The 25510-nt window shown below is 64.9% G+C and carries 25 protein-coding genes and 1 pseudogene; 16 read left to right on the top strand and 10 right to left on the bottom strand.

Annotated features, from left to right (window positions below):
- The first annotated feature begins 66 nt into the window (after positions 1 to 66).
- The 9 genes from ACSQ89_RS28565 to ACSQ89_RS28525 all read left to right on the top strand — a co-directional run bounded on the left by ACSQ89_RS28565 (position 67) and on the right by ACSQ89_RS28525 (position 11559).
- Positions 67 to 654 (top strand): GspH/FimT family pseudopilin, encoded by a 588-nt coding sequence (locus ACSQ89_RS28565; protein ID WP_436292005.1) that lies wholly within the window; start codon positions 67 to 69, stop codon positions 652 to 654.
- 10 nt (positions 655 to 664) lie between these two features.
- On the top strand, positions 665 to 1246 hold the full coding sequence (pilV, locus tag ACSQ89_RS28560) for a type IV pilus modification protein PilV (protein ID WP_436292006.1): 582 nt from the start codon (positions 665 to 667) through the stop codon (positions 1244 to 1246).
- Between the two features lie 19 nt (positions 1247 to 1265).
- Positions 1266 to 2159 (top strand): PilW family protein, encoded by an 894-nt coding sequence (locus ACSQ89_RS28555; RefSeq protein ID WP_436292007.1) that lies wholly within the window; start codon positions 1266 to 1268, stop codon positions 2157 to 2159.
- Entirely contained in the window at positions 2156 to 2716 is a 561-nt protein-coding gene (locus ACSQ89_RS28550; RefSeq protein WP_436292008.1) for a pilus assembly PilX family protein, read from the top strand. The genes ACSQ89_RS28555 and ACSQ89_RS28550 overlap by 4 nt, the downstream gene beginning before the upstream one ends.
- Positions 2717 to 3123: 407 nt before the next feature.
- Positions 3124 to 7353 (top strand): pilus assembly protein, encoded by a 4230-nt coding sequence (locus ACSQ89_RS28545; RefSeq protein WP_436296593.1) that lies wholly within the window; start codon positions 3124 to 3126, stop codon positions 7351 to 7353.
- A 19-nt stretch (positions 7354 to 7372) separates the two neighbouring features.
- Complete coding sequence (locus tag ACSQ89_RS28540; protein WP_436292010.1) at positions 7373 to 7804, top strand: type IV pilin protein; 432 nt, start codon at positions 7373 to 7375, stop codon at positions 7802 to 7804.
- Between the two features lie 48 nt (positions 7805 to 7852).
- The gene (locus tag ACSQ89_RS28535) at positions 7853 to 8437 is read left to right on the top strand and encodes a hypothetical protein (RefSeq protein WP_436296592.1); all 585 of its coding nucleotides are present in this window, start codon (positions 7853 to 7855) and stop codon (positions 8435 to 8437) included.
- A complete protein-coding gene (locus ACSQ89_RS28530; protein WP_436296001.1) occupies positions 8410 to 10191 on the top strand; it encodes an IS1634 family transposase in 1782 nt (593 codons plus the stop codon). The genes ACSQ89_RS28535 and ACSQ89_RS28530 overlap by 28 nt, the downstream gene beginning before the upstream one ends.
- Before the next feature lie 54 nt (positions 10192 to 10245).
- Positions 10246 to 11559 (top strand): PglL family O-oligosaccharyltransferase, encoded by a 1314-nt coding sequence (locus ACSQ89_RS28525; RefSeq protein ID WP_436296636.1) that lies wholly within the window; start codon positions 10246 to 10248, stop codon positions 11557 to 11559.
- 34 nt (positions 11560 to 11593) lie between these two features.
- Here ACSQ89_RS28525 and ACSQ89_RS28520 read toward each other — a convergent pair whose 3' ends face one another.
- Both ACSQ89_RS28520 and moaC read right to left on the bottom strand, forming a co-directional pair.
- Positions 11594 to 12310, bottom strand: a complete 717-nt coding sequence (locus ACSQ89_RS28520; RefSeq protein WP_436292012.1) for a glycosyltransferase — start codon at positions 12308 to 12310, stop codon at positions 11594 to 11596.
- Positions 12311 to 12322: 12 nt separating this feature from the next.
- A complete protein-coding gene (moaC, locus tag ACSQ89_RS28515) occupies positions 12323 to 12814 on the bottom strand; it encodes a cyclic pyranopterin monophosphate synthase MoaC (protein WP_436292014.1) in 492 nt (163 codons plus the stop codon).
- A gap of 54 nt (positions 12815 to 12868) precedes the next feature.
- Between moaC and ACSQ89_RS28510 the strand changes: the two genes are divergently transcribed.
- The gene (locus tag ACSQ89_RS28510) at positions 12869 to 14437 is read left to right on the top strand and encodes a M48 family metalloprotease (protein ID WP_436292015.1); all 1569 of its coding nucleotides are present in this window, start codon (positions 12869 to 12871) and stop codon (positions 14435 to 14437) included.
- On the opposite strand, the gene ACSQ89_RS28505 is transcribed toward ACSQ89_RS28510, so the two are convergent.
- Genes ACSQ89_RS28505 through ACSQ89_RS28495 form a run of 3 tightly spaced genes read right to left on the bottom strand, consistent with a single transcriptional unit; the run spans position 14430 to position 16040 of the window.
- Complete coding sequence (locus ACSQ89_RS28505) at positions 14430 to 14789, bottom strand: phage holin family protein (protein WP_093108574.1); 360 nt, start codon at positions 14787 to 14789, stop codon at positions 14430 to 14432. The genes ACSQ89_RS28510 and ACSQ89_RS28505 overlap by 8 nt on opposite strands.
- A gap of 24 nt (positions 14790 to 14813) precedes the next feature.
- Positions 14814 to 15278: a hypothetical protein gene (locus ACSQ89_RS28500; protein WP_093108575.1), complete on the bottom strand. Its 465-nt coding sequence runs from the start codon at positions 15276 to 15278 to the stop codon at positions 14814 to 14816.
- Positions 15279 to 15302: 24 nt separating this feature from the next.
- Positions 15303 to 16040: a TerC family protein gene (locus ACSQ89_RS28495; protein ID WP_093108576.1), complete on the bottom strand. Its 738-nt coding sequence runs from the start codon at positions 16038 to 16040 to the stop codon at positions 15303 to 15305.
- A 421-nt stretch (positions 16041 to 16461) separates the two neighbouring features.
- Here ACSQ89_RS28495 and ACSQ89_RS28490 point away from each other — a divergent pair, with 421 nt between their 5' ends.
- Entirely contained in the window at positions 16462 to 16914 is a 453-nt protein-coding gene (locus tag ACSQ89_RS28490; RefSeq protein WP_436292016.1) for a DUF3717 domain-containing protein, read from the top strand.
- A gap of 10 nt (positions 16915 to 16924) precedes the next feature.
- Positions 16925 to 17230, top strand: a complete 306-nt coding sequence (locus ACSQ89_RS28485) for a DUF2007 domain-containing protein (protein WP_436292017.1) — start codon at positions 16925 to 16927, stop codon at positions 17228 to 17230.
- 12 nt (positions 17231 to 17242) lie between these two features.
- Here the strand turns inward: ACSQ89_RS28485 and ACSQ89_RS28480 are convergent, their stop codons facing one another.
- From ACSQ89_RS28480 to ACSQ89_RS28465, 4 genes are read right to left on the bottom strand one after another with little or no spacing between them, the layout of a single operon-like run.
- A complete protein-coding gene (locus tag ACSQ89_RS28480; protein ID WP_436292018.1) occupies positions 17243 to 17803 on the bottom strand; it encodes a YaeQ family protein in 561 nt (186 codons plus the stop codon).
- A complete protein-coding gene (gene purB / locus ACSQ89_RS28475; RefSeq protein WP_436292019.1) occupies positions 17803 to 19182 on the bottom strand; it encodes an adenylosuccinate lyase in 1380 nt (459 codons plus the stop codon). Before purB ends, ACSQ89_RS28480 begins: the two co-directional genes overlap by 1 nt.
- 36 nt (positions 19183 to 19218) lie before the next feature.
- A complete protein-coding gene (locus tag ACSQ89_RS28470) occupies positions 19219 to 20286 on the bottom strand; it encodes a M48 family metallopeptidase (protein ID WP_436292020.1) in 1068 nt (355 codons plus the stop codon).
- Entirely contained in the window at positions 20283 to 21437 is a 1155-nt protein-coding gene (locus ACSQ89_RS28465) for a YjgN family protein (protein ID WP_093108582.1), read from the bottom strand. The genes ACSQ89_RS28470 and ACSQ89_RS28465 overlap by 4 nt, the downstream gene beginning before the upstream one ends.
- A gap of 35 nt (positions 21438 to 21472) precedes the next feature.
- On the opposite strand from ACSQ89_RS28465, the pseudogene ACSQ89_RS28460 reads away from it, so the two are divergent.
- Both ACSQ89_RS28460 and ACSQ89_RS28455 read left to right on the top strand, forming a co-directional pair.
- Positions 21473 to 21751, top strand: a pseudogene (locus ACSQ89_RS28460) (zinc ribbon domain-containing protein); the annotation flags it as partial.
- Positions 21752 to 22060: 309 nt separating this feature from the next.
- Complete coding sequence (locus ACSQ89_RS28455; protein WP_139191714.1) at positions 22061 to 22672, top strand: glutathione S-transferase N-terminal domain-containing protein; 612 nt, start codon at positions 22061 to 22063, stop codon at positions 22670 to 22672.
- A 269-nt stretch (positions 22673 to 22941) separates the two neighbouring features.
- Here ACSQ89_RS28455 and ACSQ89_RS28450 read toward each other — a convergent pair whose 3' ends face one another.
- The gene (locus ACSQ89_RS28450; RefSeq protein ID WP_436292021.1) at positions 22942 to 23541 is read right to left on the bottom strand and encodes a glutathione peroxidase; all 600 of its coding nucleotides are present in this window, start codon (positions 23539 to 23541) and stop codon (positions 22942 to 22944) included.
- 128 nt (positions 23542 to 23669) lie between these two features.
- Between ACSQ89_RS28450 and ACSQ89_RS28445 the strand changes: the two genes are divergently transcribed.
- Both ACSQ89_RS28445 and ACSQ89_RS28440 read left to right on the top strand, forming a co-directional pair.
- Entirely contained in the window at positions 23670 to 24527 is an 858-nt protein-coding gene (locus ACSQ89_RS28445; RefSeq protein WP_093108585.1) for a ferritin, read from the top strand.
- A 53-nt stretch (positions 24528 to 24580) separates the two neighbouring features.
- Positions 24581 to 25507, top strand: coding sequence for an RNA polymerase sigma-70 factor (locus tag ACSQ89_RS28440; RefSeq protein ID WP_436292022.1), 927 nt, complete (start codon positions 24581 to 24583; stop codon positions 25505 to 25507).
- Positions 25508 to 25510: the final 3 nt, after the last annotated feature.

The following is a 25510-nucleotide window of genomic DNA, read 5'->3' as shown; positions in this document are numbered from 1 at the left end:
CGAGCGGCCCCGCGTAGCCGTTGAACGGTGGCTTGCGCGAGGCATGGGTTCGTGACAATTCGTCACATGTGCATCGAATCCTTGTCCGGCCAAAGACACGCGCCAGCCCCTGCGAGTGGTGTGACCCTGATCGAGTTGCTCGTCGTCATTGTCATTCTTGGCGTGCTGTTGGCCTTTGGCTTGCCAAGCCTGCGCGACTTCCTGGTGGGCAATCGGCTTTCCTCCAACGTGAATGGCTTCATCGGGCTGGTCAACTACGCCCGCAGTGAAGCCATCGTCAGGAATCAGGACGTTGTCATCTGCCCCAAGAACGCCAGCACCATCGCGTGCGCTTCCACGGCCACGTGGAACACCCTGGAAATTCAGGCCTTTGTGGACGAGGATGGCAATGGTCAACGCGATGCCGCAGATATCTTGCTCAAGACCATGGCGGCTGTCGATCCGACGGACGCAGAAACGGGCTTCGAGCGTTCTGCCGCCGGCAGCTTGATCTTCGGCAGCGCAGGCTTCGCCCGCACAGCCCAGTCTTTCAAGATCTACGCCAAGTCGTCGGATTCCGACTACCAGGCTCGCTTTGGACGAACGGTTTGCGTCAGCAAGGCCGGCCGCGTTCGCGTGGCGGCTTACACCGTGACGAGCTGCCCCGATTTCTAGGAATGTGGACATGGCCATGAGCATCCCCCGCCGCTCCAAATCCCAACAGGGCGCAACGTTGATCGAAGCGCTTGTTTCCATCCTGATCATGTCACTCGGCCTCCTGGGTCTTGCCGGCCTGCAGGTCGGCGCCATGGCGTTTCAAAAGTCTGCGTGGTCCACCCACCGCGTGTCCGAGTTCACCGGCAGCTTCGGCGAGCGCATTCGAGCCAACCCCAAGGCGACTGACGTCGATTACCAGTACACGGCCAACTACACGACTGGCAAAGCGGCGACCTTGACCAAGTTGAATTGCCGCACCAGTGGTACCTGCACGCCCGCGCAGATTGCCGCCGACGACCTGGCCGATCTTCTGCAGAAGGCGCAAACCTCCTTGCCCCAAGGCTCGATGCAGGTGACGGGCACGATTACCAATGGATTCGTGGTCACCGCGATGTATTTCGACAAGGACTTCCGGAAATCGGATGGCAGCCTGGATTCGTCAGTGCTTTGTACAGCCACCACAACGGGCGTGGCCTGGCGCAACTGCTGCCCCGATACGGCGGCGGCTCCGGATGGTGTGCGCTGCCGTCGCTTCACGATCTTCCCCTGATCACGCCCTGTTTCAGCTCATGTCCACCCCACACTCCCCCCGCAGCCGGAATCGCGGCGTCACGCTGGTCGAACTGATGGTCGGCCTCACGATCGGATTGATCCTGGTCATCATCGCCTCGTCCGTCTATCTGTATTCCAAGCAGTCCTACAACGCCGTCTCCGAAAACTCGCAGATGGAGGAAAACGGTCGCTTCGCGCTGGACCTGCTCACCAAGTACATCCAGAGTTCCGGGTTCGCGATGGTGGATCCGACCGCGCCAGGTCCCCAGCTTCCCCTTGAGGACAAGCTGGCGGGCTGCGACTATGGCTATGTCAACGCGACCGCGCCGACGACGCTCGGCGATCTCGCCTGCCGCACCGCCACGCCGGCAGGGCAGCGTCCGTCCGCTTCCATCTTCTCCCGCTACGAGACGGACCAGTTCGCTACTGGAAGCGGCAAGCAGCAAGGCTACGGTTGCACCAACGAGGCGGCAGCCAGCAAGTTGGTGAGCGGCGTCCAGACCTACGAGGTCCGTTCGTATTTCTTCATTTCGCAGGTCACTACCCAGACGCCTTACGGCACAAAGTCGATGGGGCAACTCAGTTGTGTTTCGGATAGCACGCCTGTCACCGACGGCGTGCTCGGCACCGTTGCCCTGCAGGTTCAGCCGCTGGTGCCGGGCATCGAGCAGATTTCGGTCGGCTACATCTCATCGACCGGCCGGCTCACTGCCCTGCCCACGACGGCCGCCGCATGGAAGGACGTTGCGGCGATCGAGCTGTGTGTCTTGGCAAGGACCGTGCAGGCATCGGGCAACGACACGGGCACGCAATACACCGATTGCTATGGAACGGCCATCACCGCCGGCCCGTCCGAAAGCTATCGCACCCTTCGTACCACGGTCGCGCTGCGAAACACCGCCTCGCTATGAACATTCCACGTCGTTCGATTCGCCCGTCCGTCGGCAGCCTGCCGAGGCAGCGCGGCATCTCGCTTTTCATGGTCATGATGTTCCTGGTCATCCTGAGCATCATCGGCGTGACAGCCATCCAAAGCTCGACCTTCTCTGCCCGCATCGCCGGCAATGAGGCCGACCGCACCTTGGCCTTTCAGGCCGCGGAGTCCGCGCTGCGGGACGCCGAGAAGGATATCGGCGGCTCGTGTCTGGCTGCCAATTGCCGGACGACGCCCATCTCGCCGGAAACCGCCGACATCTTTGGCGTGACTTGCGCGCAGGGGCTCTGTCTGCCGAATGCCACGACGCCCGTCTGGGAAGTCAAGGCGAACTGGACGACCGCCGGTCGAGCGGCAACCTATGGAGCCTATACCGGCGCCACGGCGTTGCCCGTGGTGTCGCAACAGCCCCAGTACCTCATCGAGTACTTCAAGCTCGGTGAAGCCTTTGTCTATCGCGTGTCTGCCATCGGCTACGGCGCCAACAGCTCAACCCAAGTCATGCTGCAAACCTCTGTGAAAGCATTGAAATGATTGCCCGAAACTTTCAGTCGTTGAGCCGGTGTATCGGCGCGCTTTTGCTTGCGGCAAGCAGCCTGATCGTGACGTCGACCCAAGCGGTCAATCTCACGCCGCTGCCGCCTTACCTCACGGAGACGAAGGGCTCGCCGATGGTGATGCTCAACCTGTCGCGCGATCACCAGCTTTCCTACAAGGCCTACAACGAATTCTCCGATCTGAATGGCGATGGAATGATCGAGACGCAGTACAGCCATGCCTACAGCTACTACGGATACTTCGACAGCGAGCGCTGCTACACCTACAGCACCACGACCAACACCTACGTGCCCTCGCGGAAAGTGGATTCGACGACGCGCTACTGCAACTACGGCGGTGCCATCGTCAACGAATGGAGCGGCAACTTCCTGAACTGGGCGACGATGACCCGGATGGACGTGGTTCGGCGAATTCTCTACGGCGGCATGAGAATCACGGACAGCGGCACTTCGACCGTGCTCCAGCGCGCACATCTACCGACCGACGCGCACGCATTCGCGAAGTACTACAACAACACCGACGTCGCCCAGTTGACTCCGTTCTCGGGAACCAACGAGATCACGATCTGCAACGCGACCTTCAAGAATGGCACGAACCAGTACTCGCACAATGCCGTCGGGCCGCCGGCCATGCTGGTGGCGAACGGCAACTTTTCGCTGTGGAATTCGAACGAGCGTTGGCAGTGCTACTGGTCAGAGGACAAGGGTGCGAGCAACGGGAACAACTCCACCATCACGGGCCTGAGTGCGTCCGGCAGCAACCCGTCCCGTGCTACGTACGGCCTCGGAACGGGCTTGGCGAAGGGTACTTACACAGTCAGGGTCGAGGTCTGCAAGACCGGGCTTGACGGCGCCGCAGCGGGCGTCGCCTCATTCACCAGCGACGAGAGCAGCCGCTGCAAGCTCTATCCATCGGGCGCATACAAGCCGGTCGGCTTGCTGCAGAAGTACGGCGAGCGCAACGAAGCCGCATTCGGCTTGATCACGGGAAGCTACACCAAGAATATCTCCGGTGGTGTCTTGCGCAAGAACGTTGCATCCTTTGCGCCCGAGGTGAACACCGACAACGGACAGTTCACCGGCGTCGACGGCATTGTCTCGACCTTGGACAAGCTTCGCATCTACGGCTACGACTACAACGACGGTACGTACACCAGCGGTTCCGTCGACAACTGCAACTACGGCTTGATCGGTCTGACGGAAGGACAGTGCGGAAGCTGGGGCAATCCCATCGGCGAAATGTATCTTGAATCCCTTCGCTACCTGGCGGGAGCGACGGGGGCGACATCGGCCTTCAATACCACCGGAGGGAAAGACGGCGCACTGGGGCTGACGGTCGCCACCTGGTCCGATCCCTTTGCCGATTCGACCACCGCCACCTTCGGCGAGCGGACCTGCCGGCGCTCCAGCGTGATCAACTTCAATGCCAGCGTCAGCTCCTACGACAACGATCAGTGGGCCAGCGCGAATGGCGTCGCCGGGCTTTCGGACGCGACCGTCAGCTCGCTGACGAACGACATCGGCACTGCGGAAGGACTCTACGCTTCGGGCAAGAAATGGTCGATCGGGCGAACGGCGGCGGATACCAACAATCTGTGCAACGACAAGTCCATCGGCGCACTGGCTACCAGCGTTGGCATCTGCCCCGAGGCACCGACCGGCTACGGCGGCTTCAAGATGGCAGGCGCGGCACAGTACGCGCATACCAATCGCATCAGGACGGACATCACCGCACCCACCGCGAACTTGCGAGCCTTCAAGGTTGACACCTATGGCGTGGCGCTGGCGACCTCGACGCCCCGCATCAAGGTTCCAGTGCCGAATCAGGCGGGCAAGTTCGTCGTCATTCAACCGGCTATGCGGCTCTTTTCAGGTACCGGCGGCGCCGGGGCGCTGGTCGATTTCCGCGTCGTGTCGCAGACGGCCACCTCCGGCAAGTTCGTCGTGCAGTGGGAAGACTCGGAGCAAGGCGGCGACTACGACCAAGACATGTGGGGCACGCTCGAATATTCCGTCAGCGCCAGCGGCAGCATCAGCGTCAGCACCTATGCGGCCTTCAAGTCGACTCCCTACGCAATGGGCTTCGGCTACGCGATTGCCGGCACCAATGGCAAGGACGGCGTGCATTTCCACTCCGGCATCAACAACGCCAACTTCACCGACCCGGTGAGCATCGGCGGGCTGGTCACACCCGCTACCAACGTCAACGCGACCGGCGGTTGCAACAACTGCAACGACCAGCAGACCAAGACCACGGCCGTGTACGGGATGACGGGCGTTACCGGCGAGGCCCTGCAAGATCCGATGTGGTATGCGGCCAAGTACGGCGGTTTCGATCGCACCGTGGTGCCCAGCTACACCTCCGGCTCGGCGCTGCCGACCGCTGCTTGGGATGCGAAGAGAGCTGATGGGTCGACCGGCAGCGATGGTGTTCCCGATAACTACTTTTACGCCATCGATCCTGCGGAGCTCGAGCGTTCGCTGAACAACATCTTCTCGACCATCCTGCGCGCCGGCGGTGCGGCACCCGCGGCCGCGACCACATCGCGCACGCAGAGCGGTGGCTACGTGTATGCAAGCACGCACAGCATCAAGGCCAAGGTGGTCGGCAGCGATGTCGATGCGGACGCCAGTGGCCAGTTCCTGCGCTATAGCTTTGCCAGCGATGGCACGGTGAATACCACATCCGACTGGGACGCGGGTGCGCGATTGACGGTGGACAGCGGTGGCGCCGGTTGGAACTCGAATCGGAAGATTCTTTCACTTTCCGATACTGGTCCCATTGCCTTCCGCTGGGGCAACCTGTCCGCGGGTCAGAAGACCGCGCTGAGCACGAATCCGTCCACCGGCAGTTCGGTGGACCCTCTCGGCACTGCAGGTACCAATCGACTCAACTGGCTGCGCGGCGACAGCAGCAACGAGACAACGTTGGGCGGCCTGCGAATCCGGCCTACGACCAAGCTCGGCGCTATCATCAACTCCACGCCCTGGTTCGTCGGCGCGCCGGCGGCGGGGTACACCAACGTGCAGTACGGCGGTGGCTACGGAACCTTCCGGACGGGTATCGTTGCGGCCAACGGCGGCAACAACCGGAATGCTGTCTTCGTGGGCGCCAACGACGGCATGCTGCATGCGTTCGATGGGGCAACGGGTCGTGAGCTCTTTGCCTATGTGCCGCGCGCCTTCTATACGACCAGCACGGCAGCGCCCTATTCGAAGCTCGCGGCCATCACGGCCAAGGACTTCAACTTGGGCGAGAGCACGAATCGCCTAACCATGGACGGCAGCGTGATGGCTGCAGACATCAAGCTCGGGACGACCTGGTCGACCTACCTTTTCGGCGCCTTCGGTCGTGGCGCCCGAGGTGTGTACGCTCTCGACGTCACCAAGCCCCACACAGTGACCGAGGCGAGCCCGAGCGACGTGGTCAAGTGGGAGTTCACCGAGGCCGCGGATAGCGACATGGGCTACATCACAGGCCGGTCCAACGGCCGCTCGAACGGACAACCCTTCCAGACGGGCTACATGGCCAATGGCAAGTGGGCGGCGATCTATGGCAACGGCTACAACAGCACGAACGGCAGGGCGGCGCTGTTCATCATCTTTGCGAACGGCCCAACCTCGCCCTCGTCGACCACCTGGACCGCGGGGACGCAGTACATCAAGATACTGACGCCCGTCGTTGCCGGTGACGGTTCCGACAACGGACTGGCAGCGCCCACGGCCATCGACACCAACAACGACGGCACCATCGATCGCATCTATGCAGGCGACTTGAAGGGCAATGTCTGGAAGTTCGACGTCACCAGCACCAATCCCGCCGAGTGGCGAGTATTCAACACGACAGCGGGGGTCGGCGTTCCGCTCTACAAGGCAACCACGGTCGTCGGTACGACGACCGTGCCGCAGCCCATCACGACGCCGATCGTGCCCTTCCCGCATCCGTCGGGCGGCTATCAGCTGTTCTTTGCGACAGGCAAGTCGCTCGAGAGCAACGACTACCCCATGTCGTCCGTCTACACCAACACGATGTACGGCATCTACGACAAGCCCGGCACGACCTCGACGCTGACGACGGGCAGGACGGACCTGGTGCAGCAGAGCATCTCGATCACGGGGGGCATTCGGTACATCACGGACAACACGGTGCCCTACGCCACCGGAAAGCTCGGCTGGTATGCGGACCTTCCGGTAAGTTCGGAGGGTGTGGTGTTCAACCCCTTTGCAGAAGACACTGCACGGGTCAACGTTCGTTCGCTCGCGCCCGCGGCCACTTCCGATGGGTGTCGATACGACGGCACATCCTTCGACATGGTGGTCAACCCGATCTACGGAACGGCGATCGACAATGCCGTTCCCGGCGTCACGACTCCCGGCGCCATAGGCGGCAGTAATCTGAACTATTTCGAGGGCTCGGGTGGCGGCCAATTCCGGGTGCCGGTATCGTCCCCGCTGCCTCCGGGCACTCCGCCCGTGCCTCCGCCTCTTTGTGAAGGGCTCTGCCTGTTCCGCTCGATCATTTCGGCAGGCGACGGCACGCTCAAGACGGTCGAGCGTTGCGGTGCCTGCACGAGCGGGCGCCTGACCTGGCGCGAAATTTTCCGGAATCGCTGAGGTTGCTATGAAAGCGCGTATGAAAATTTCGAAGCGGCTGAAAGGCTTCACGTTGATCGAATTGATGATCGTCGTGGCCGTCGTGGCGGTGCTCGCCGCGATCGCGATACCGTCCTACCAGGAATACATCCGACGGTCTCAGCGGGCCGAGGCACGTGCTGAAGTGTTGAAGGCGGAGGGTTGGCTGGAGCGCTTCTATACGGAGAACAACCGCTACAGCAACAACGCCGCGAACAACGCGAATACGACGTTCTCCGGCATTTTCACCATTGTCCCGGCGGGAGGGCCTGCGCGCTACGACATCGGCCTCACCGTGAATGCCACGACCTACACGATCACCGCGACGCCAACGACCACGGGTTCGATGAATGGGGATGCATGCGGTTCCTACACCAAGACCAACACAGGCGCATTGAGCTACACCGGTACTGGTTCGAGGTGTCTCAAGTAAGGTTGCAGCGACGGATGGCTTGAGCGTTGACCGGCAGAATGCCGGCAGATGATCGCTCCTCAGACCGCCACTGACGGCATCGCAGCGGCTGTGCCGCGCACAACGGTCCTGACCTTGTTCGGGGCCTTGCTCGTCGCCGGGCCCTTCCTCTGCCCGTTCTCCGCGGGCCCCTCTGCCAACGTCTGGCAACTGCTTGTTTCATGGGCCTGCGTGGCGGCACTTCTGCTATGGGCGCAGCCGCGATGGCCTCGACGCTTCCTGCTCCTGTGGTTTGCTGCCGGCGGCGCTTCCATTGCGCTGTTCCACGGAAGCGAACTCGGTGCGTGGTTGCCGGCCTGCGTGGCGCTGGGCGCCATTGCTGCTGCTGCTTGCATTGGCGCCAGCCTTTCACCTTCGGCGAGCAATGTTCGATTTCCCGCGGTCGCCTGGGGTTTGCTCATTGCCGGTGCGCTAACCCATCTTTCTCAACTCAACCCCGATTTCGACGATTTTGGGGGTGTTGAGCGACGCAAGTGCTTGATGCGTATAGGGGTGACGCGGCAAAACGCTTGTGGTGGAGACCTTGGTCCTTGGCGTGCGGGCGAGCGGTTCCTAAACTGCGGCGCATGTTTCTGCGCTGCAACCGACGCCTGAAGGACGGCAAGACGCACGATTACTGGAGCGTGGTGGAGAACCGCCGACTGGCCGATGGTCGTGTGGTGCAAAGGCAGGTGCTCTACCTGGGCGAGATCAACGCGAGCCAGCGCGAAGCCTGGCGCAAGACCATCGAAGTGCACGACGAGGGAACCAGGCGCCAAGTGGCGCTGTTCCCGGCCGGCTCGATGCCCGCCGATGACGCGAATGCGGTGGGTATCCGTCTGGACGAACTGCGCCTCGAACGCCCGCGCCAGTGGGGCGCGTGCTGGCTGTCATGCGTGTTGTGGCAGCAACTCGAACTCGACGCCTTCTGGAGCGCTCGGCTGCCGCCCTCGCGCGAAGGCACCCCGTGGCTGCAGGTGCTGCAAACGCTGGTGGCCTACCGGCTGATCGATCCTGGCAGTGAATGGCGCTTGCACCGTCACTGGTTCGACGCCAGCGCGATGGCCGATCTGCTGCACGCCGACTTCGCGTTGGCCGAGAAGAACACGCTGTACCGTTGCCTGGACAAGCTCACAGCGCACAAGGACGAACTGTTCAAGTTCCTGTGCCGGCGCTGGGGCGAGCTGTTCGGCGCGAAGTTCGACGTGCTGCTGTACGACCTGACCAGCACCTACTTCGAGAGCGATGCGCAGCGCAGCGAGCACGACAAGCGCCAGTACGGCTACAGCCGCGACAAGCGAGGCGACTGCCGCCAGGTGGTGATCGCGCTGATCGTCACCCCTGAAGGCTTCCCGCTGAGCTACGAGGTGCTCTCGGGCAACACGGCCGACTCAACGACGCTTGGCGACTTCCTCGATCGCATCGAGCAGCGCTACGGCCGAGCCAACCGGATCTGGGTGATGGACCGCGGCGTGCCCACCGAAGACAGCCTGGCACAGATGCGCCGCATGGGAGCGTCGTATCTCGTGGGCACCCCCAAGGGGCGGCTGAGCAAGCTCGAGCAAGGCTTCCTCGCACAGCCGTGGCAGCGCGTGCGCGAAGGCGTCGATGTCAAGCGCCTGGCCGGTGACGAAGACACCTACGTGCTGGCGCAAAGTGCAGCACGCATCGACAAGGAGCGTGCGATGCGGCAACGCCGCCTGCGCCGCTACGTGCAGCGCCTGCAGGCCTTGCAGGGCCAGGCGCTCACGCGCGATCAACTGCTCATGAAGCTCGGCGCAGCCAAGCACGACGCCGGGCGCGCCGCCCATCTGGTCACGGTTCAGCTGCCCGAGGCCAGCAGCAGTTCCAAGACAGCATCCTTCGAGTTCGAACTCGATCGCGCCCGGCTGCGCCAGGTGCGCCGCCGTGAAGGGCGCTATCTGCTGCGCACCAACCTCGCAGCGCACGATCCCGCGCAGCTGTGGACGTTCTACATCCAGCTCACCGAGGTCGAGCAGGCGTTCAAGGAGCTCAAGCACGACCTGGCCGTACGCCCGATCTACCACTCCAGCGAGAAGCGCATCGAGGCCCACATCTTCGTGGCCTTCCTCGCCTACTGCCTGCAGGTCACCTTGAAGGCCCAACTCAAGCGCCTGGCGCACGGCATCACGCCTGCGGAGGTCATCGCCAAGTTCAAGACCATGCAGATGGTGGACGTGCACCTGCCCACCACCGACGGCAGAGAGCTCGTGCTGTCGCGATATACCCAGCCCGAGGCCGATCACCGCATGCTGCTGGACCTGCTGCGGCTGAAGCTGCCCGATCAACCCCCGCCGAAGATCACTGCCAAACACGCCCGCATCACTGCCCAACCCATCCCGCTGTAGTGGAGACCTTCGAGCTCGTGCTGAATCAAATCAAGCACTTAGCCGGCTTCGCACCTGCCAGTTGAGAAAGACGGGCTAAGTGCCATTCTCGGCCTGCTTCAGTACTACGGCCTCGCCGATTCGCTCGCTCCTTGGACGTCCTCACCTGATCTCGGCCAGGCCTACGGCAACCTGCGCCAGCGCAACCAGTTCGCCACCCTGATCAGCATGGCCGTGATCGCGGCGCTTTGGTTGCACACGATAAGCGGGCGGCGCGTGCGCGCTGTACTGCTGCCGGCCGGGCTGCTGTTGATCCTTGCGGCGGCAGCCTCCACCTCGCGAACCGGACTGCTTCAATTGCTGCTGATCAGCGGCATCGCGGCATTTCTTGCCTGGCGCGAACGGCGTCGCTCGAACGGAGGGGCTGCGGGCTACAGGCTGCCGCACCCCTTGCTGCTGCTGGCCCTGATCCCCGCCTACTTCGCCGCCGCCTGGCTGCTGCCCATGCTCGCCGGCTCCGGCGTCGAAAATATGATGCGCCGCCTGCGCGAAGGCGCGCCCGATGCGCACAGCCGCCTAGTGTTGTGGGGCAACGTCCTCGACCTGATCGCCCAGCACCCCTGGACAGGCTGGGGTTGGGGCGAACTGAGCTTTGCGCACTACAGCACGCTCTATGGTGGCTCGCGCTTTATCGAGATCCTCGACAACGCCCACAACCTGCCCCTCCACCTCGCAGTCGAATTCGGCATCCCCGCGGCGCTGCTGATCTGCGGCGGATTCGGCTGGCTGGTGTTGGCGGCGCGGCCCTGGCGCGAGACGGATCCGGCGCGGCTCATGGTGTGGGGCCTGCTGGGCGCAATCGTGCTGCACAGCCTGCTCGAGTACCCGCTCTGGTACGGGCCCTTCCAGCTCGTCTTCGGGCTTTGCCTGGGCTTTCTGTGGCCCGGGTCGCACAGGGCGCGTTTGAAGCGGAATGCAGTGCCTTCGCTGGCTGCGGCGGCGGCCCTGATGGCCATCGTCGGCTACGCCGCCTGGGACTACACCCGGGTCAGCCAGATCTACCTCGCGCGCGACGAGCGCCTGCCGGCCTTGCGCGACGACACTTTGGCCAAGCTCCAGGGCTCGTGGCTGTTCGCCAACCAAGTGAAATTCGCCGAACTCACGCTGACCCCGGTCAGCGCCGCCAACGCGGCCGAGGTACACGCACTGGCGCAGCACCTACTTCACTTCTCGCCCGAGCCGCGCGTCATAACCAAGTTGATCAACAGCGCCATGCTGCTCGGTCTGAACGACGAAGCGCTGACGCAGGCGGTGCGCTTCAGAAAAGCGTTTCCGCGCGAGTGCGCACGCTGGCTGGACAACGAGCCGGTAGACGACCCGTCGGAATAGGTTCGAACGCGTTCGCGAGAGTGATCTGCTTCGACTAACCCTTGATGCCAACCACCGTCTTGTACTCGTCGTAACTGAGCATCCGGAAGGCCGAGTCGCCGCTCAATCTCACGATGACCTTGGAGTCGCCGGGCGGGGTTTCCCCGAACATCTGGTAGTGGAACGCGAGCGTGCTGACGTAGTTGATTGTCGGCACGCTCTGGTGGGCGCGCGAATAGCCCCCGGCCTGCACGGCTTTCCAGAATCGCCGGTCGCCGACGATGGCCTCGGCATGCTCCTTGAACAGCCACGCGGCGCAGGATGGGAACGCGGCACGAGTCAGGAAGTAGCAGTTGGTGTCATTGAAATCGACCCCGTTGGACTCTGTGCATGTGCCGAGCGTACGGCCGTCGATGGTGACGATCTTTCGAGCCGTGGTCACCACCTGCACACCGGTCTTCTCGATGACCATCTTCATCATTGCAACATGATTGGGCTCGTACCAGTTGTCCGCGTCGAGGAAGCAGATGGCATCAAATCCTTCGGCGGCCGCGCAGGCTGCGCCGACGCCGCGAGGTGTGTCCCCATAGTCGGCGTGATTGGGTATCTTGATGTGGACCACGCCATCCCAACTATCAATGTCAGGGTCCGCGAACCCATCGGCGATCATGAAGTGAGTGACGTCACCGGACTGCGCAAGTACGCTTTCATGGCATCTGCGCAGAACGTGAAGTGGTTCCTTGCAGTAAGCGGAAATGACAGCGACGCGCATGCCTAGCCCCACTCAATCACTTGCCTTCCCTGCCACATAACTCCCCGACTTCCCCCCATGCTTCTCCAGCACATGCACGCCGGTGATCGTCATCCCCCGATCCACCGCCTTGCACATGTCGTAGATGGTGAGCAGCGCCACCTGCACCGCCGTCAACGCCTCCATCTCGACCCCGGTAGGCCCGACGGTCTCGACCGTGGCCGTGCAAGCCACCTGCGGCACCCCGCCTTCGGCAATCGCGAAAGCCACCGCCACGCGGGTCAGCGCCAGCGGATGGCACAGCGGGATCAGGTCGCTGGTCTTCTTGGCGGCCTGGATACCCGCGATGCGCGCGATGCCGAGCACGTCACCCTTCTTCGCGGTGCCCGATTCGATCAGCGCGAGGGTCGAGGCCTGCATCTCGATGCGGCCGGTCGCCACGGCCACGCGGTGGGTGGCGGGCTTGCCCGCCACGTCGACCATGTGGGCCTGGCCTTGGGCGTCGAAATGGGTGAGTGGACTCATGGATGAACGTTCCGTAGAGTGACGCATCATACGAGGCCGAGCCATTGACGAGGAATGCCGCGCTTGACTCTTTTTCTCCACCCGATTCGACTGCCGAGGCCTCGGCTGCGAACCCTGTGGGCTACGCTTTTGATAGCGTCCCAGCTCGCCCTGCCGGCGCAGGCCCAGCTGCTGCCGGGGATGGGCGACGGCGGCGAGATGACCGCAAGCGCCGAGCGCCGGCTCGGCGACCAGATCGCGCGCGAGCTGTACCGCGACCCCGACTACATCGACGACCCGGTGCTGGTCGAGTACGTACAGGACATCTGGCAGCGCCTGCTCGCGGCGGCGCGTACCCGCGGCGATCTCACGCCCGAACTCGACGAGCGCTTCGCCTGGACGGTGCTGCTGGGGCGCGACCGCAGCATCAACGCTTTTGCGCTGCCGGGCGGCTATCTCGGGCTGCACCTGGGGCTGATCTCCGCGACCGGCAGCCGCGACGAGCTCGCCACCGTGCTCGGGCACGAGCTCTCGCACGTCACGCAGCGCCACATCTCGCGCATCATGGCCAAGCAGAGCCGGCAGATGCCGCTGCTGCTCGCCGGCATGATCCTCGGCATGATCGCGGCCGGCAAGAGCCGCAATCCGGATGCCGGGCAGGCGGTGATGATGGGCAGCCAGGCCGCCTTCGTGCAGAGCCAGCTCGGTTTCTCGCGCGACATGGAGCGTGAGGCCGACCGCGTCGGCTTCGGCGTGATGACGCAGGCCGGCTACGCGCCGCAGGGCGCAGCCGCGATGTTCGAAAAGCTGCAATACGCCTCGCGCCTCAACGACAACGGCTCCTATCCCTACCTGCGCAGCCACCCGCTCAACAGCGAGCGGATTTCGGACATGCAGGGGCGCTTCCAGTTCAAGCCGGGCGCGGAGCACACGATGCCCCTGGTCATGGACCACGCGATGATCGCCGCCCGCGCCCGCGTGCTCTCGCGCCCCGGCGTCGACGTGCTGCGGCTGTGGGTCAACGCCGCCGGGGCCGGCGAATTCGCGCGCAGCTCGCCGGCCCAGCAGGCCGGTACGCTCTACGCGGCGGCGCTGTCGGCCAACGAGCTGCGCGATTTCAAGGCCGCACGCGCGCTGGCGCAGCGGCTGGTCGCGCGGACGTCGGAGGATGCGGCGGCTTCGCGCCTGGCGCGCCTGCTGTCCGCCGAGGTCGAGCTCGCCGCGAACGATGCCCCCAAAGCGGCCGCGCTGCTGGACACCAAGGCCAAGGACCGGCCGGAGATGCTGCTCGCCGCGCAGGCGGCCGTCGCCACCCGCAATCCGGCGCCGATGGTCGCGCCGCTGCGCGACTGGGTGGCCCAGCATCCGCGCGATGCGACCGCCTGGCGCACGCTGGCCAATCTCTATGGGGCGCAGAACGACACGCTGCGCGCGGTGCGCGCCGATGCCGAGGCCAATGTCGCCGTGCTCGACTACGCGGGCGCGCGCGACCGGCTCAAGGCTGCGCAGGAACTGATGCGAAAGAGCGCAGAGGGGCAGGGCGGCGTGCCCATCGACCACTACGAGGCGTCGATCATCGACACGCGCGCGCGGGCGGTCGAGGCGCTGGTCAAGGAGCAAGCGGCCGAACCGCCGCTCAAATGATTCGCTTGGAGAACAGGCCGCCCAATGCCGCCTCGATGACGATACCGAGCAGCGAGTAGATCAGGGAGCCGATCAGCGCCGCCACGAAGCCGTTGACATGGAAGCCCCCGAGCAGCCCCGAGGCGGCCCAGAACAGAAGCGCGTTGATCACGAACAGAAAAAGCCCCAGCGTCACGATGGTGACCGGCAGCGTGAGCACCACCAGCACCGGCCGCACGAACATGTTGAGCAGGCCGATCACTGCCGCGGCGATCAGCGCCGAGGTGAAGTTCGGCACCTGCACGCCGCTGTAGACGTAGGTGACTGCGAGGAGCGCGAGCGCGCTCAGCAGCCATTTGAGGAGAAGTCGCATGCGCCGGACGCGGGACGACGAGCCCTATTCCGACAGCTCGTTGGCCAGCACCAGCAGCGCGCCCATGCCCAGCACCGCGCCGGGCAAGGCCCAGCCCGACTGGCCGGGCGAGGGCACATCCGGCGCCACGGGCTCGAGGTCGACGCCGATCTTCGGCCGCCGCGCATCGACGACCTGGGCCGCGCCGTGCTCCAGCTTCAGCCGCTGGGTCAGCTCGGCCAGCGGCCCCTTGGCCAGGACCGGGGTGACCTCGCCGCCTTCGAGCCGCAATGCCGGCAGCAGCTGCTCCTGCACCTTGGCGAACCATTTGCTGCGCCAGTTCTCGCGCGCACTGTGGCTCACCCATTTGCTGATGCGATGCGTCATGCGCGGCGCGCAAGCCACCAGCACCCAATGCCGGGCACCCGTGCCGACCGCTTCCGGCGACAGCTTCGCGAGAAACTCGCGCGCATAGGCCGCATCGTCGACATACAGAATGATCTTTTCCATGGGTGCTCCTTCATTCTTGCGAGATCAGGCGGTGGCGGTGCTTTCGGGCTTCGGCTTGCGCATGGCAACCCACTTTCCGATGGCCAGCACCAGCAGCGCGCCACCGATACCGGCAATGTAGCGCACCGTGTCGGTCTGCGGGAGCTTCGGCACCCAGGTCCAGGCGGCAAGATTGCTGACGGCCGGGTCGGTCACGGCCATCGTGCCCGCGATCCAGCCCAGGAGCATGCCGCCCAGCGTGATGATGATCGGGAAGCGGTCCATCAGCTTGATGACGAGCTGGCTGCCCCACACGATGATCGGGATGCTGACCAGCAGGCCGAAGATCACCAGCGGCATCTGGTGGCCCTGGCCCGCACCCTGAGCGGCGCCGGCGATCGCGATCACGTTGTCCACGCTCATCACCAGGTCGGCCACGATCACGGTCTTGACGGCGGCCCACAGCTTGTCGCTGGCGGCGATGTTGCCGTGCGCGTCATCGTGGTCGGGCGCGAGCAGCTTGACGCCGATCCACACCAGCAGCAGCGCGCCGACCACCTTCAGGAAGGGGATCGCGAGCAGCGTGAGCGCAAAGAAGATCAGGATCACGCGCAGCACGATGGCGCCGGCCGTGCCCCAGAGAATGCCCTTGGTGCGCAGCGCCGGCGGCAGCTTGCGGCAAGCCAGCGCGATCACGACGGCGTTGTCGCCGCCGAGCAGGATGTCGATCATGATGATTTGACCGACGGCGACCCAGAATTCGGGGGCCAGTAGCTGTTCCATAAAGTCCTCTGTTCGTTTTGCTCTATCCCGAGCAGCTCGGATGAAGCGACTGAATGAGGACCGGGTGGCCCCGGGAACTTGCAATCGCTTCGATCAAACCTGCACGGGTTCAAATCGAAGGTCTTGCTCGGCAGCGTGTATGGGCTGCCCGTCAGGCCGGAAGTGTTGTGTGCTTCGTATTGACGACCTGGCGATATCCGCCTTCGGGAAAGCGGACGGGAGCTACTCCCCTTCGTGGCCTGAATTAAAGCATCGAGACCCCCGGCGTGGCAACTGGAATTTCCCCGGGCTTCAAAGAGAAAACGTCTGCATGCGCCGTTGTTCGGCCATCCGATGCTATGGATTTTGTAGCGCCGCATAACCTTCGATCGCCTCGGGACTTTGCGGGACTATGATGCCCGCTCGCTTTTTTTCCGACCTCATGGCCGCCATCCACATCACCGACATCGAGGCCGCCATCAACTTCTGGCGCGAGCAGAAGCCCTCGCCCGATGGCATCACCCTCGCGCCCGAGCTGCGCGCGCTGGCCGAGGTCTATGCGCTGATGGTGTTTCACCACGAAGACGAGGTCGACGAGGTCGGCTTCCCCGCACAAGCCTGGGATGCCTGGCTGGCGTGGTACCTCGGCACGCCCGACACGCCCTGCATCGCCATCTGCTCCACCAGCCAGGGCGACGACGAATGCAAGGGCTGCGGACGAAGCTTCGACGAGGTGCAGCACTGGCCCGCCATGACTCCCGGCGAGAAACGCTCGACCTGGCGCCGCATCACGATGCAGGACAGCGCCTGGCGCTTCAACAAATACGCCGAGCGGGCACGCGAGGCCGAGCACGTCTGGCCCGAGGACCCGGTTCCGGCGGACGCGCCGAGCTGAAAGAGGATCCATGCGCCGCCTCGTGCAAGCCCCCAACTTGGCGATCGCCACGCTGTGGGTGCATGCGCTGCGCGAAGACGGGGTCGCGGCCTCGGTGCAGCGCGAATACCTCGGCGCCGCGGCCGGGCAGTTGCCGCCCGATCAATGCCTGCCCGAGATCTGGATCGAGGACGAAACCCAGTTCGCGCTGGCCGAACGCCTGCTCCACGAGCTGCAGCATCGGCCGCAGCGGCGCTGGCAATGCAGCTGCGGCGAACTCATCGAAGGCGGATTCGAGCAGTGCTGGCAGTGCGGCGCGATGATGCCGCCCGCCTGAACCGAAGCCCGCCTACTTCAGCCGCACGGGTTCGATGTCGATGTTGTGCGTGCCGTCGCCCAGCATCAGCGCGCCTTCCTGGATCGTGGCCTGCAGCTGCATGGAGCGCTGCGCGAGCGCGGCGAGCGACTGCGAGGCGGCCGTCGGCACGCGGAACACGCTGAGGTTCTGCGGCCGCGTGAGCTTGTTCTCGATGCCGCGCCACCAGATCTCGGCCGCGTGATTGAAGCAGTAGACGATGACTTCGTCGGCCTTGCCGCAGGCCTTGATGATCGGCTTGTCCTCGGGCTGCCCGACCTCGATCCAGAGCTTCACCTCGCCGGTGAAATCGCGCAGCCAGACGTCGGGCTCGTCGGGGTTCGACAGGCCGGCGCCGAAGGCCAGCGTGCCGTCGCCGTTGCACACGTCCTGCAGCTTGTGGGCGTTGAGCGCCAGCGCCACCAGCCGGATCATCATCCGCTCGTCGGTCTCGCTGGGATGGCGCGCAAGCGTCAGTGCGTGGTCGGCGTAGTAACCGTGATCGATGTCGGCGACAGCAAGGTTGGCTTTGAAGATCGTCGATTTCAGGGCCATCAGATCCGCCGCGCGAGTTCTGCGGCCTTGCCGATGTAGCTGCCGGGCGTCATCGCCAGCAAGCGCTCTTTCTCGGCTTGCGGAATCTCCAGCGAGCGGATCAGGCCGTGCAACGCCTCGGCCGTCACCGTCTTGCCGCGGGTGACTTCTTTCAGCTGCTCGTAGGCGCCCTGGACGCCGAAGCGCCGCATCACGGTCTGGATCGGCTCGGCCAGCACTTCCCACGAGGCGTCGAGGTCCTCCGCCAGCGCTTCCTCGTTGAGTTCGAGCTTGCCCAGGCCGGTCGCGAGGCTCGCATAGGCCAGCACGGCATAGCCGAAGGCCACGCCGATGTTGCGCAGCACGGTGCTGTCGGTGAGGTCGCGCTGCCAGCGGCTGATCGGCAGCTTCTCGCTCAGATGGCGCAGCACCGCGTTCGCGAGGCCGAGGTTGCCCTCGGCATTTTCGAAGTCGATCGGGTTGACTTTGTGCGGCATGGTCGAGGAGCCGATCTCGCCTGGCTTGAGGCGCTGCTTGAAGTAGCCCAGGCTCACGTAGCCCCAGATGTCGCGCGAGAGGTCGACCAGGATGGTGTTGGTGCGCGCCACCGCATCGAAGAGCTCGGCCATGTAGTCGTGCGGCTCGATCTGGATGCTGTAGGGCTGGAAGCTGAGCCCCAGGCCAAGCGGTGCCGGCGTCTCGACCACCTTGCGGCTGAAGGCCTCCCAGTCGAACTCGGGCCAGGCCGCCATGTGCGCGTTGTAGTTGCCGACGGCGCCATTCATCTTGGCCAGCAGCTGCACGCCGGCGATCCGTTCGCGCGCCTTGGCCAGGCGCACCGCGACGTTCGCGAACTCCTTGCCGACGGTGGTGGGGCTCGCCGTCTGTCCATGCGTGCGCGAGAGCATGGGCACGGCGGCGAACTTGGTCGCCATCGCGCGCAGGGTCGCGATCAGGCCGTCGATCGCCGGCAGCACCACTTTCTCGCGGGCCGCCTGGATCTGCAGCGCATGGCTGGTGTTGTTGATGTCTTCGCTGGTACAGGCGAAATGCACGAATTCGGAGGCCGCGAGCAGCTCGGGCCGCGCCTCGAATTTCGACTTGATCCAGTACTCGACCGCTTTCACATCGTGGTTGGTGGTCTTCTCGATCTGCTTGATCGCGATCGCGTCGGCCTCGGAGAAATTGGTGACCAGGCCCAGCAGGTACTTGCGTGCGCCGCCTGTGAGCGGCTTGAATTCGGGGAAGCCGCAGTCGGACAGGGCGATGAACCACGCCACCTCGACCTGCACCCGCCGGTGCATATAACCCTGTTCGCTCATCAGCGGGCGCAGCGCCGAGAGCTTGGCCGCGTAGCGGCCGTCAAGGGGGGAAAGGGCGGAGACGGTAGAGAAACTCATGGGCCAATTTTAGGTGGCGCCCCGCCGCTATCAATTTCAGTTCTCCGCCGCCTCCTTGAAAAAGGCGATCCGCTCGGCCGTGGCCGGATGCGAGGAGAAGGCCAGGCCGATGGCGTCGTCGTCGAGCCCGGCGCGTTTCTGCGCGCCGCGCCAGCGCTCGATGGCCTCGAAGAAGCCGACCATCACCCGCGGCGAAATGCCGGCCACGCGCATCAGGCGCACCGACTCCGCGTCGGCCTCGCGCTCTGCATCGCGCGAGTAGCCCAGCGCGGCCAGCAGCACCGGCGCGCTACCGATCAGCGTGCCGAAGTCGCCGAAGGCGACCGATACCGCGAAACCGACCGCCGAGACCTGCACCAGCTGCCGCATCGCGTGGCGCTGGCGCACATGGCCGAACTCGTGGGCCAGCACGCCGAACACGGCTTCGTCGTTGCCGGGCATCAGCTGCACCAGCTCGTCGGTGAGGATGATCGTGCCGCCCGGCAGCGCCAGCGCATTGGGGCCCAGCTGCTTGTCGCGGCCGCGCCGGAACTCGAGCTTCCAGGCCGGCCCGCCCTCCGCATCCTCCGGGTGGGCCGCCCGCACCATCCGCGCGAAGGCGCGGCGGATGCGTTCCTGCTCGACGGGCGGCAGGGCGCTGGGCTGCAGCAGCGACTGGTCGACCGAGGCCAGCACCTCCTCGCCGATCAAGGCGTCGACGCGAAGCGGCACCGCCGCGGTGACGCCGCGCGCCACCCAGGGCAGGCCCCATTGGTACAGGGTCGCGGTGGCGGCCAGCAGCAGCACGAAGGCGATCGCGACGCCGCGCCAGTTCTGCTGGGCGCGCACCACCCAGCTTTCGGCGCGGCCTTGCTGCGCGGCCCACTCGTCCCAGGCCGCGACGTCGAGTGCCTGAACGCTGGCGCCCTGCGGCAATTGCGCGATGCGCCCGCCGTGCCGCGTGCGCTCGGGCCAGCGCACCTGGGCCAGCGGCACGGTGACCGGCGCGAAGGTTTCGCCCGGCGCCGGCGCGATCGTCAACAGGTCGCCCTGGACGTGCAGGCGCGCCGCGTATGGCCGGCTGCTGCGGCCGTCGAAGAAGCGCGCGTCCAGGGCTGAGCTCACATCCCGATGTCCAAACCGAACAGATCGGCCGCCATGTCGCCCGTCGCGCCCGGGTCTTCGCGCCCGGCCACCTGGCTTATCTGGTCCAGCCCGATGCGGGTCTGCAGCTCGACCGCCTCGATCTGCGCGCGCCGCGTGTTCACCACGGCGAAAGGCCAGTAGAGGCCGAGGGTCAGGAAGATCAGCAGGTAGTTCTTGCACTGCAGACCCAGGTAGTTCTTGAGCAGCAGGCGACTGTCGAAACGCATCAGCTCGTTACCGGTGGTCGACCACAGCAGGTTCTGCAGCCGCACCTGCAGATAGGACTTAGGCAGGATGTTGAACAGCAGGACGCCGCCGAAGCCCAGCACTACGACCAGCACCACGAAGGCCGCGCCCATGCCGCTCTTGCGGCCGGCGAAGGCGAGGCCGCCGAACACGACGATGGCGATCACGAAGGCCACGAAGCTCAGCCCGATCAGCTTGATGAAGATGCCGTAGAGCACGCCCACGTCGGCCTTGAGCCGCGTCTGCAGTCCGCCGATGGCGTAGTTGCCGTGCTGGTAGCGCTTCACGCGCCAGAGGAAGTAGGGCACGCCCACCATGAAGGCCGTCATGCCGATGCCGATCACGCCGGCCGCGACCGCCGGCAGCGCCTGGGGCGCCTCGCCGCCGGTGCCGGCCATCGCGCCTGCGAGCGCCACCGGCAGCAGCGCCAGCGCGAGCGGCGGCAGCATGCAGGCATAGGCGCCGGCCGTGTCGCCGGCGAAGTGGAAGCGCAGGCCGCGCCAGCTGGTGTTGGCGAGCCGGAAGCGCATCGCGGCACGGAAGAGGGCCGGCCACAGCACGACGAAGGCCAAGGCGGCCACCAGCGCGGCCCAGCCGGAGAAGTTGCTGCCCACCGAATAGGCGATCAGGAAGCCGGCGGCGATCAGCGTGCCGCGCAGCATCTTGACCGGCTCGCCGTGGAAGTCCAGCGCGTCGCCGCCGACCCAGGTGTTGCTGTAGAAGTACTTGAGCTTGCGGACCTTGGCCCAGGGCAGGTAGATGCCGAGGGTGACGATGATCAGCAGCAGGTTCACGATCCAGATGCGGAAGTACTCGCTGCCGCTGGCCGTGAATTCGATCGGATGGCGTTCCGGGGTGGCGTCGACAGGCGCTTCGATGTCCATGCTTTCCTACCTTTTCCCTCGTTGGTATGTAGTCGATTCTGCACTGCGCGCGTTCACCGGGCCCCTCGGAAGCTTCATCCTTCAGGGGGAGCCAGAGCGCGGCCAAGGCCATCCTCGACCAAGGCTGGGGCGAGTTCGCCCGCTTACTTGAATACAAGCTCGCCGCGCGTGGAGGCGAACTGGTTAAGGTCAATCCGGCCTACACCAGCTGCAAGTGCCGTCTTTGCGGTCACCTGAGCGCTGACAACCGAATGAGCCAAGCGCTCTTTTCCTGCGCGGCGTGCGGCCACGCAGAGCATGCAGATGTGCATGCTTCAAAGAACATTTTGACCGCGGGACGCGCGGCTTGGGCTGCGAGAACAGCCCGAGGGCGGGCTTCTGGGCAATCAGGAGCTGCCGCCTGCGAAGAGGACGTTAGACACCTGCCATGCGCGAGCGTTACGGGTGCAGCCTCGAAGGCCCTAGGCCTCGCGCCCACGGGACAGGCGCAGGAACCCACCGAAACGACTATGACTGGGCTTGCCCCTGCGTGGCGCGGTAGGAATCCCCGTCCTTCTGGGCGGGGAGGACGTCAACTAGAATCAAAACGCTATAACGACGACCCCGGAAGGGAGAGAGCCTGCATGAAACTGATCGGATCCGCTGCCAGTCCCTATGTGCGCAAGGTGCGCGTGGTCATGGCCGAAAAGCGGCTCGACTACCAGTTCGTGATCGAGGACGTCTGGTCTGACGACACGACCATCGCCAGTTCCAACCCGCTGGGCAAGGTTCCCTGCCTGATCATGGACGGCAGTGAGGCCATGTTCGACTCGCGCGTGATCGTCGAGTACCTCGACACCCTCTCGCCGGTCGGCAAGCTGATTCCGCAGCAAAGCCGCGAGCGCGCCGAAGTGAAGACCTGGGAAGCGCTGGCCGACGGCGTGATGGACGCCGGCATCCTCTGGCGCCTCGAGGCGACCTGGGCGCGCCGGGCCGACGGTGAGCGCAGCCAGGCCTGGATCGATCGCCAGCGCGCCAAGGTCGAGGGCGGCATCCGCGCGATGGCCAAGGGCCTGTCCGACAAGCCCTTTTGCAGCGGCATCCACTTGAGCCTGTCGGACATCGCGGTCGGCTGCGCGCTCGGCTGGGTCGGCTATCGCTTCCCCGAGATCGACTGGCGCGGCGAGCACGCCAATCTGGCCCGCTTGTACGACAAGCTGATGCTTCGGCCCAGCTTCGCCGACACCCAGCCCTGACGAAAAAAGAAAGGCGCCGCAAGGCGCCTTTTTTCTTCGACCCGGAGGTGGAATATAAAAATGCTGCGAGGCGCCCCGAAACGAAGGAGGGAGGGAGGGAGGAGGAGAAGAATCGCCTCGGGATTTCGACCGAACGGCAAGCGCCCAGAAGACCTCGCAACATGAAAATGGCCGGGCTTTACGTGCCCGAGACCGGTATGAGCCCAGCCCGCGGGAGCCGGTTCCCGGGGCAGTGGTAAGCATTTGTGACGAATGCCGCAGGCGGCGCGTCAGTTGGGCCCGAGCTGCTTTTCCAGGTCGCGCACGAAGCCGCGATCGTCTGGCGAGGTCATGCTCGAATAGGACTCGACCACCTTGCCGTCGCGACCGATCAGGTACTTGTAGAAGTTCCATTTCGGCGTGGTGCCCGAGGCTTGTGCCAGCTCCTTGAACAGTGGATTGGCCTCCGCGCCGCGGACCGAGGACTTGGCGAACATCGGAAATTTCACGCCGAAAGTGCTTTCGCAGAACTCGGCAATCTCCTTGTTCGTGCCCGACTCCTGCGAGAAATCGTTGGAGGGGAAGCCCAGCACCACCAGTCCGCGCGAGCGGTACTTGCTGTCCAGCGCCTCCAGGCCCTTGTACTGCGGAGTGAAGCCGCAAAAGCTCGCCGTATTGACCACCAGCACCACCTTGCCCGCATACTGACACAGCGCCTGGGGTTTTTCGTCTTGCAGCCGCGGGAAGGTGTGCTGCAGGATGGGTGGGCAAGCGGCGGGAGGCGGGGCCGGGGCGCTCGTGGCCTGGGCGCTGGCGGTGGCCGGCAGAAGAAGGGCAGCAGCCGCGAGCGCCGAAAGAAAGAGCGCTGGCCGTCGGATCGAGATTCGCATGGCGGGTTTCCGGTGTGAAAAAGGGGGCATCCGCGTCGCGGCGGGGGTACGCAGTCGCCATCATCGCGCGCTTGTCACGAGCGCGCCAAAGCAGCCGACTAAAATCCGCCGGCTTAAGAAAGACATTGATGCTTTATCCGGAACTCTTCAGACAGCTCGAATCCGTCCGCTGGGACATGGACAAGGATATTCCGTGGCAGTCTTTCGATGCAAGCCGCCTGTCCGAAGAACAGGCCCAGACCATCAAGATGAACGCGATCACGGAATGGGCCGCGCTGCCGGCCACCGAGATGTTCCTGCGCGACAACCGGCATGACAGCGACTTCTCGGCCTTCATGTCGATCTGGTTCTTCGAGGAACAGAAGCATTCTCTGGTGCTGATGGAGTACCTGAAGCGCTTCAGCCCCCAGCATGCGCCCACCGAGCAGGAACTGCACGACGTGCGCTTCGACTTCGACCCCGCGCCGCCGCTCGAGACCCTGATGCTGCACTTCTGCGGCGAGATCCGCCTGAACCACTGGTACCGCCGCGCGGCCGAGTGGCACACCGAGCCGGTCATCAAGCACATCTACACCACGCTGAGCCAGGACGAGGCCCGCCACGGCGGCGCCTACCTGCGCTACATGAAGCGCGCGATGGAAAAGTTCGGCGATGAGGCGCGCGCGGCCTTCACCAAGGTCGGCGTGCTGATGGCCAGCGCCAGGCGCACCGCCCAGGCGCTGCATCCGACCAACCTGCACGTCAACAAGGCGCTGTTCCCGCGCGACACCATCCAGAGCCGCGTGCCCGATCCGGACTGGCTCGAGCACTGGCTGGACAAGCAGATCAAGTTCGACGCCGTCTGGGAGAACAAGGTCGGCGAGCGCATCCTGCACAACCTGAGCCTCTTGATGAACCGCAGCTTCAAGACCGTGCAGGAGTTGAACCGCTACCGCAAGGAACTGGCGGCCTCGCTGGGGCCACAGCCCGCGTACCAAGGCGCCTGAGCGTTCGCGCAGAGCCCGTCACAAGACGGGCAGCTCGTCCGTCTTGCTTGCATATGGACGCTTCCACCCAAACTTTCGACCGCCATCGCCGGCGCCTGCTGGGCATCGCCTATCGCATGCTCGGCTCTTCCGCCGATGCCGAAGACGTGGTACAGGACGCCTGGCTGCGCTGGAACGATGCCACCGTCGATGCGCTGAACAACCCCGAGGCCTGGCTGGTCACGGTGGTCACGCGCCTGTCGATCGACCGGCTGCGCGCCGCCAAGCAGCAGCGCGACCATTACGTCGGCACCTGGCTGCCCGAGCCGCTCGTGACCGATGCGCCGGCCTCGCCCGAGCAGATGCTGGAGCGCGCCGACGACGTTTCGATGGCTTTCCTGGCCGTGCTCGAGCGACTGGCGCCCGAGGCGCGCGCTGCCTACCTGCTGCGCGAGGTGTTCGATGCCGACTACGAGGACGTGGCCCGCACCCTCGGCAAGAGCGAGGCGGCCTGCCGCCAGCTGGTGCATCGCGCCAAGAACCAGATCCAGGACGAACGTCCGCGCTTCGCGGTGGAGCGCGATGCTCACCAGCGCCTGCTGGAGGGGTTTGCGGAGGCGGCGGCCAGCGGCGACATGGCGCGGCTGAAGGCGCTTCTGGCCGAAGACGTCGAGCTGATCGGAGACAGCGGCGGCAAGGTGCCCGCCTTTCGCCAGATGCTGCGCGGCGCCCAGCGCATTGCGCAGTACTACTACGCGGTCGTGCGGCTGCTCGGCATCGGCCTGCGCCTGCAGGTGGTGGAAGTCAATGGCGAACCGGGCCTGCTGCGCTTCTTCAACGGCGCGCTGGAGTCGGTGCAGACCATCGAGACCGACGGCGTGCGCATCCTGCGCATCCGCACGCAGCGCAATCCCGAGAAGCTGCAACGCATTGCCGCGCAGTTCTCGTCGCGGGCCATCACGCGCGAGGAACTGATGGCGCTGAGGACGCCCGCGCCCTGAAAG

It is taken from the genome of Variovorax sp. LjRoot175, from assembly GCF_964253805.1.
In the GTDB taxonomy this organism is placed as follows: domain Bacteria; phylum Pseudomonadota; class Gammaproteobacteria; order Burkholderiales; family Burkholderiaceae_C; genus Variovorax.
Note: the sequence above shows the minus strand (reverse complement) of the source record. Positions and strands in the feature narration are given on the sequence as shown.

Bases quoted from the DNA above. Each gene is read 5' to 3' on its own strand.
- ACSQ89_RS28565 (WP_436292005.1), top strand. From the start codon at position 67: ATGTGCATCGAATCCTTGTCCGGCCAAAGACACGCGCCAGCCCCTGCG.
- pilV (WP_436292006.1), top strand. From the start codon at position 665: ATGGCCATGAGCATCCCCCGCCGCTCCAAATCCCAACAGGGCGCAACG.
- ACSQ89_RS28555 (WP_436292007.1), top strand. From the start codon at position 1,266: ATGTCCACCCCACACTCCCCCCGCAGCCGGAATCGCGGCGTCACGCTG.
- ACSQ89_RS28550 (WP_436292008.1), top strand. From the start codon at position 2,156: ATGAACATTCCACGTCGTTCGATTCGCCCGTCCGTCGGCAGCCTGCCG.
- ACSQ89_RS28545 (WP_436296593.1), top strand. From the start codon at position 3,124: ATGACCCGGATGGACGTGGTTCGGCGAATTCTCTACGGCGGCATGAGA.
- ACSQ89_RS28540 (WP_436292010.1), top strand. From the start codon at position 7,373: ATGAAAATTTCGAAGCGGCTGAAAGGCTTCACGTTGATCGAATTGATG.
- ACSQ89_RS28535 (WP_436296592.1), top strand. From the start codon at position 7,853: ATGATCGCTCCTCAGACCGCCACTGACGGCATCGCAGCGGCTGTGCCG.
- ACSQ89_RS28530 (WP_436296001.1), top strand. From the start codon at position 8,410: ATGTTTCTGCGCTGCAACCGACGCCTGAAGGACGGCAAGACGCACGAT.
- ACSQ89_RS28520 (WP_436292012.1), bottom strand. From the start codon at position 12,310: ATGCGCGTCGCTGTCATTTCCGCTTACTGCAAGGAACCACTTCACGTT.
- moaC (WP_436292014.1), bottom strand. From the start codon at position 12,814: ATGAGTCCACTCACCCATTTCGACGCCCAAGGCCAGGCCCACATGGTC.
- ACSQ89_RS28510 (WP_436292015.1), top strand. From the start codon at position 12,869: ATGCCGCGCTTGACTCTTTTTCTCCACCCGATTCGACTGCCGAGGCCT.
- ACSQ89_RS28505 (WP_093108574.1), bottom strand. From the start codon at position 14,789: ATGCGACTTCTCCTCAAATGGCTGCTGAGCGCGCTCGCGCTCCTCGCA.
- ACSQ89_RS28500 (WP_093108575.1), bottom strand. From the start codon at position 15,278: ATGGAAAAGATCATTCTGTATGTCGACGATGCGGCCTATGCGCGCGAG.
- ACSQ89_RS28495 (WP_093108576.1), bottom strand. From the start codon at position 16,040: ATGGAACAGCTACTGGCCCCCGAATTCTGGGTCGCCGTCGGTCAAATC.
- ACSQ89_RS28490 (WP_436292016.1), top strand. From the start codon at position 16,462: ATGGCCGCCATCCACATCACCGACATCGAGGCCGCCATCAACTTCTGG.
- ACSQ89_RS28485 (WP_436292017.1), top strand. From the start codon at position 16,925: ATGCGCCGCCTCGTGCAAGCCCCCAACTTGGCGATCGCCACGCTGTGG.
- ACSQ89_RS28480 (WP_436292018.1), bottom strand. From the start codon at position 17,803: ATGGCCCTGAAATCGACGATCTTCAAAGCCAACCTTGCTGTCGCCGAC.
- purB (WP_436292019.1), bottom strand. From the start codon at position 19,182: ATGAGTTTCTCTACCGTCTCCGCCCTTTCCCCCCTTGACGGCCGCTAC.
- ACSQ89_RS28465 (WP_093108582.1), bottom strand. From the start codon at position 21,437: ATGGACATCGAAGCGCCTGTCGACGCCACCCCGGAACGCCATCCGATC.
- ACSQ89_RS28455 (WP_139191714.1), top strand. From the start codon at position 22,061: ATGAAACTGATCGGATCCGCTGCCAGTCCCTATGTGCGCAAGGTGCGC.
- ACSQ89_RS28450 (WP_436292021.1), bottom strand. From the start codon at position 23,541: ATGCGAATCTCGATCCGACGGCCAGCGCTCTTTCTTTCGGCGCTCGCG.
- ACSQ89_RS28445 (WP_093108585.1), top strand. From the start codon at position 23,670: ATGCTTTATCCGGAACTCTTCAGACAGCTCGAATCCGTCCGCTGGGAC.
- ACSQ89_RS28440 (WP_436292022.1), top strand. From the start codon at position 24,581: ATGGACGCTTCCACCCAAACTTTCGACCGCCATCGCCGGCGCCTGCTG.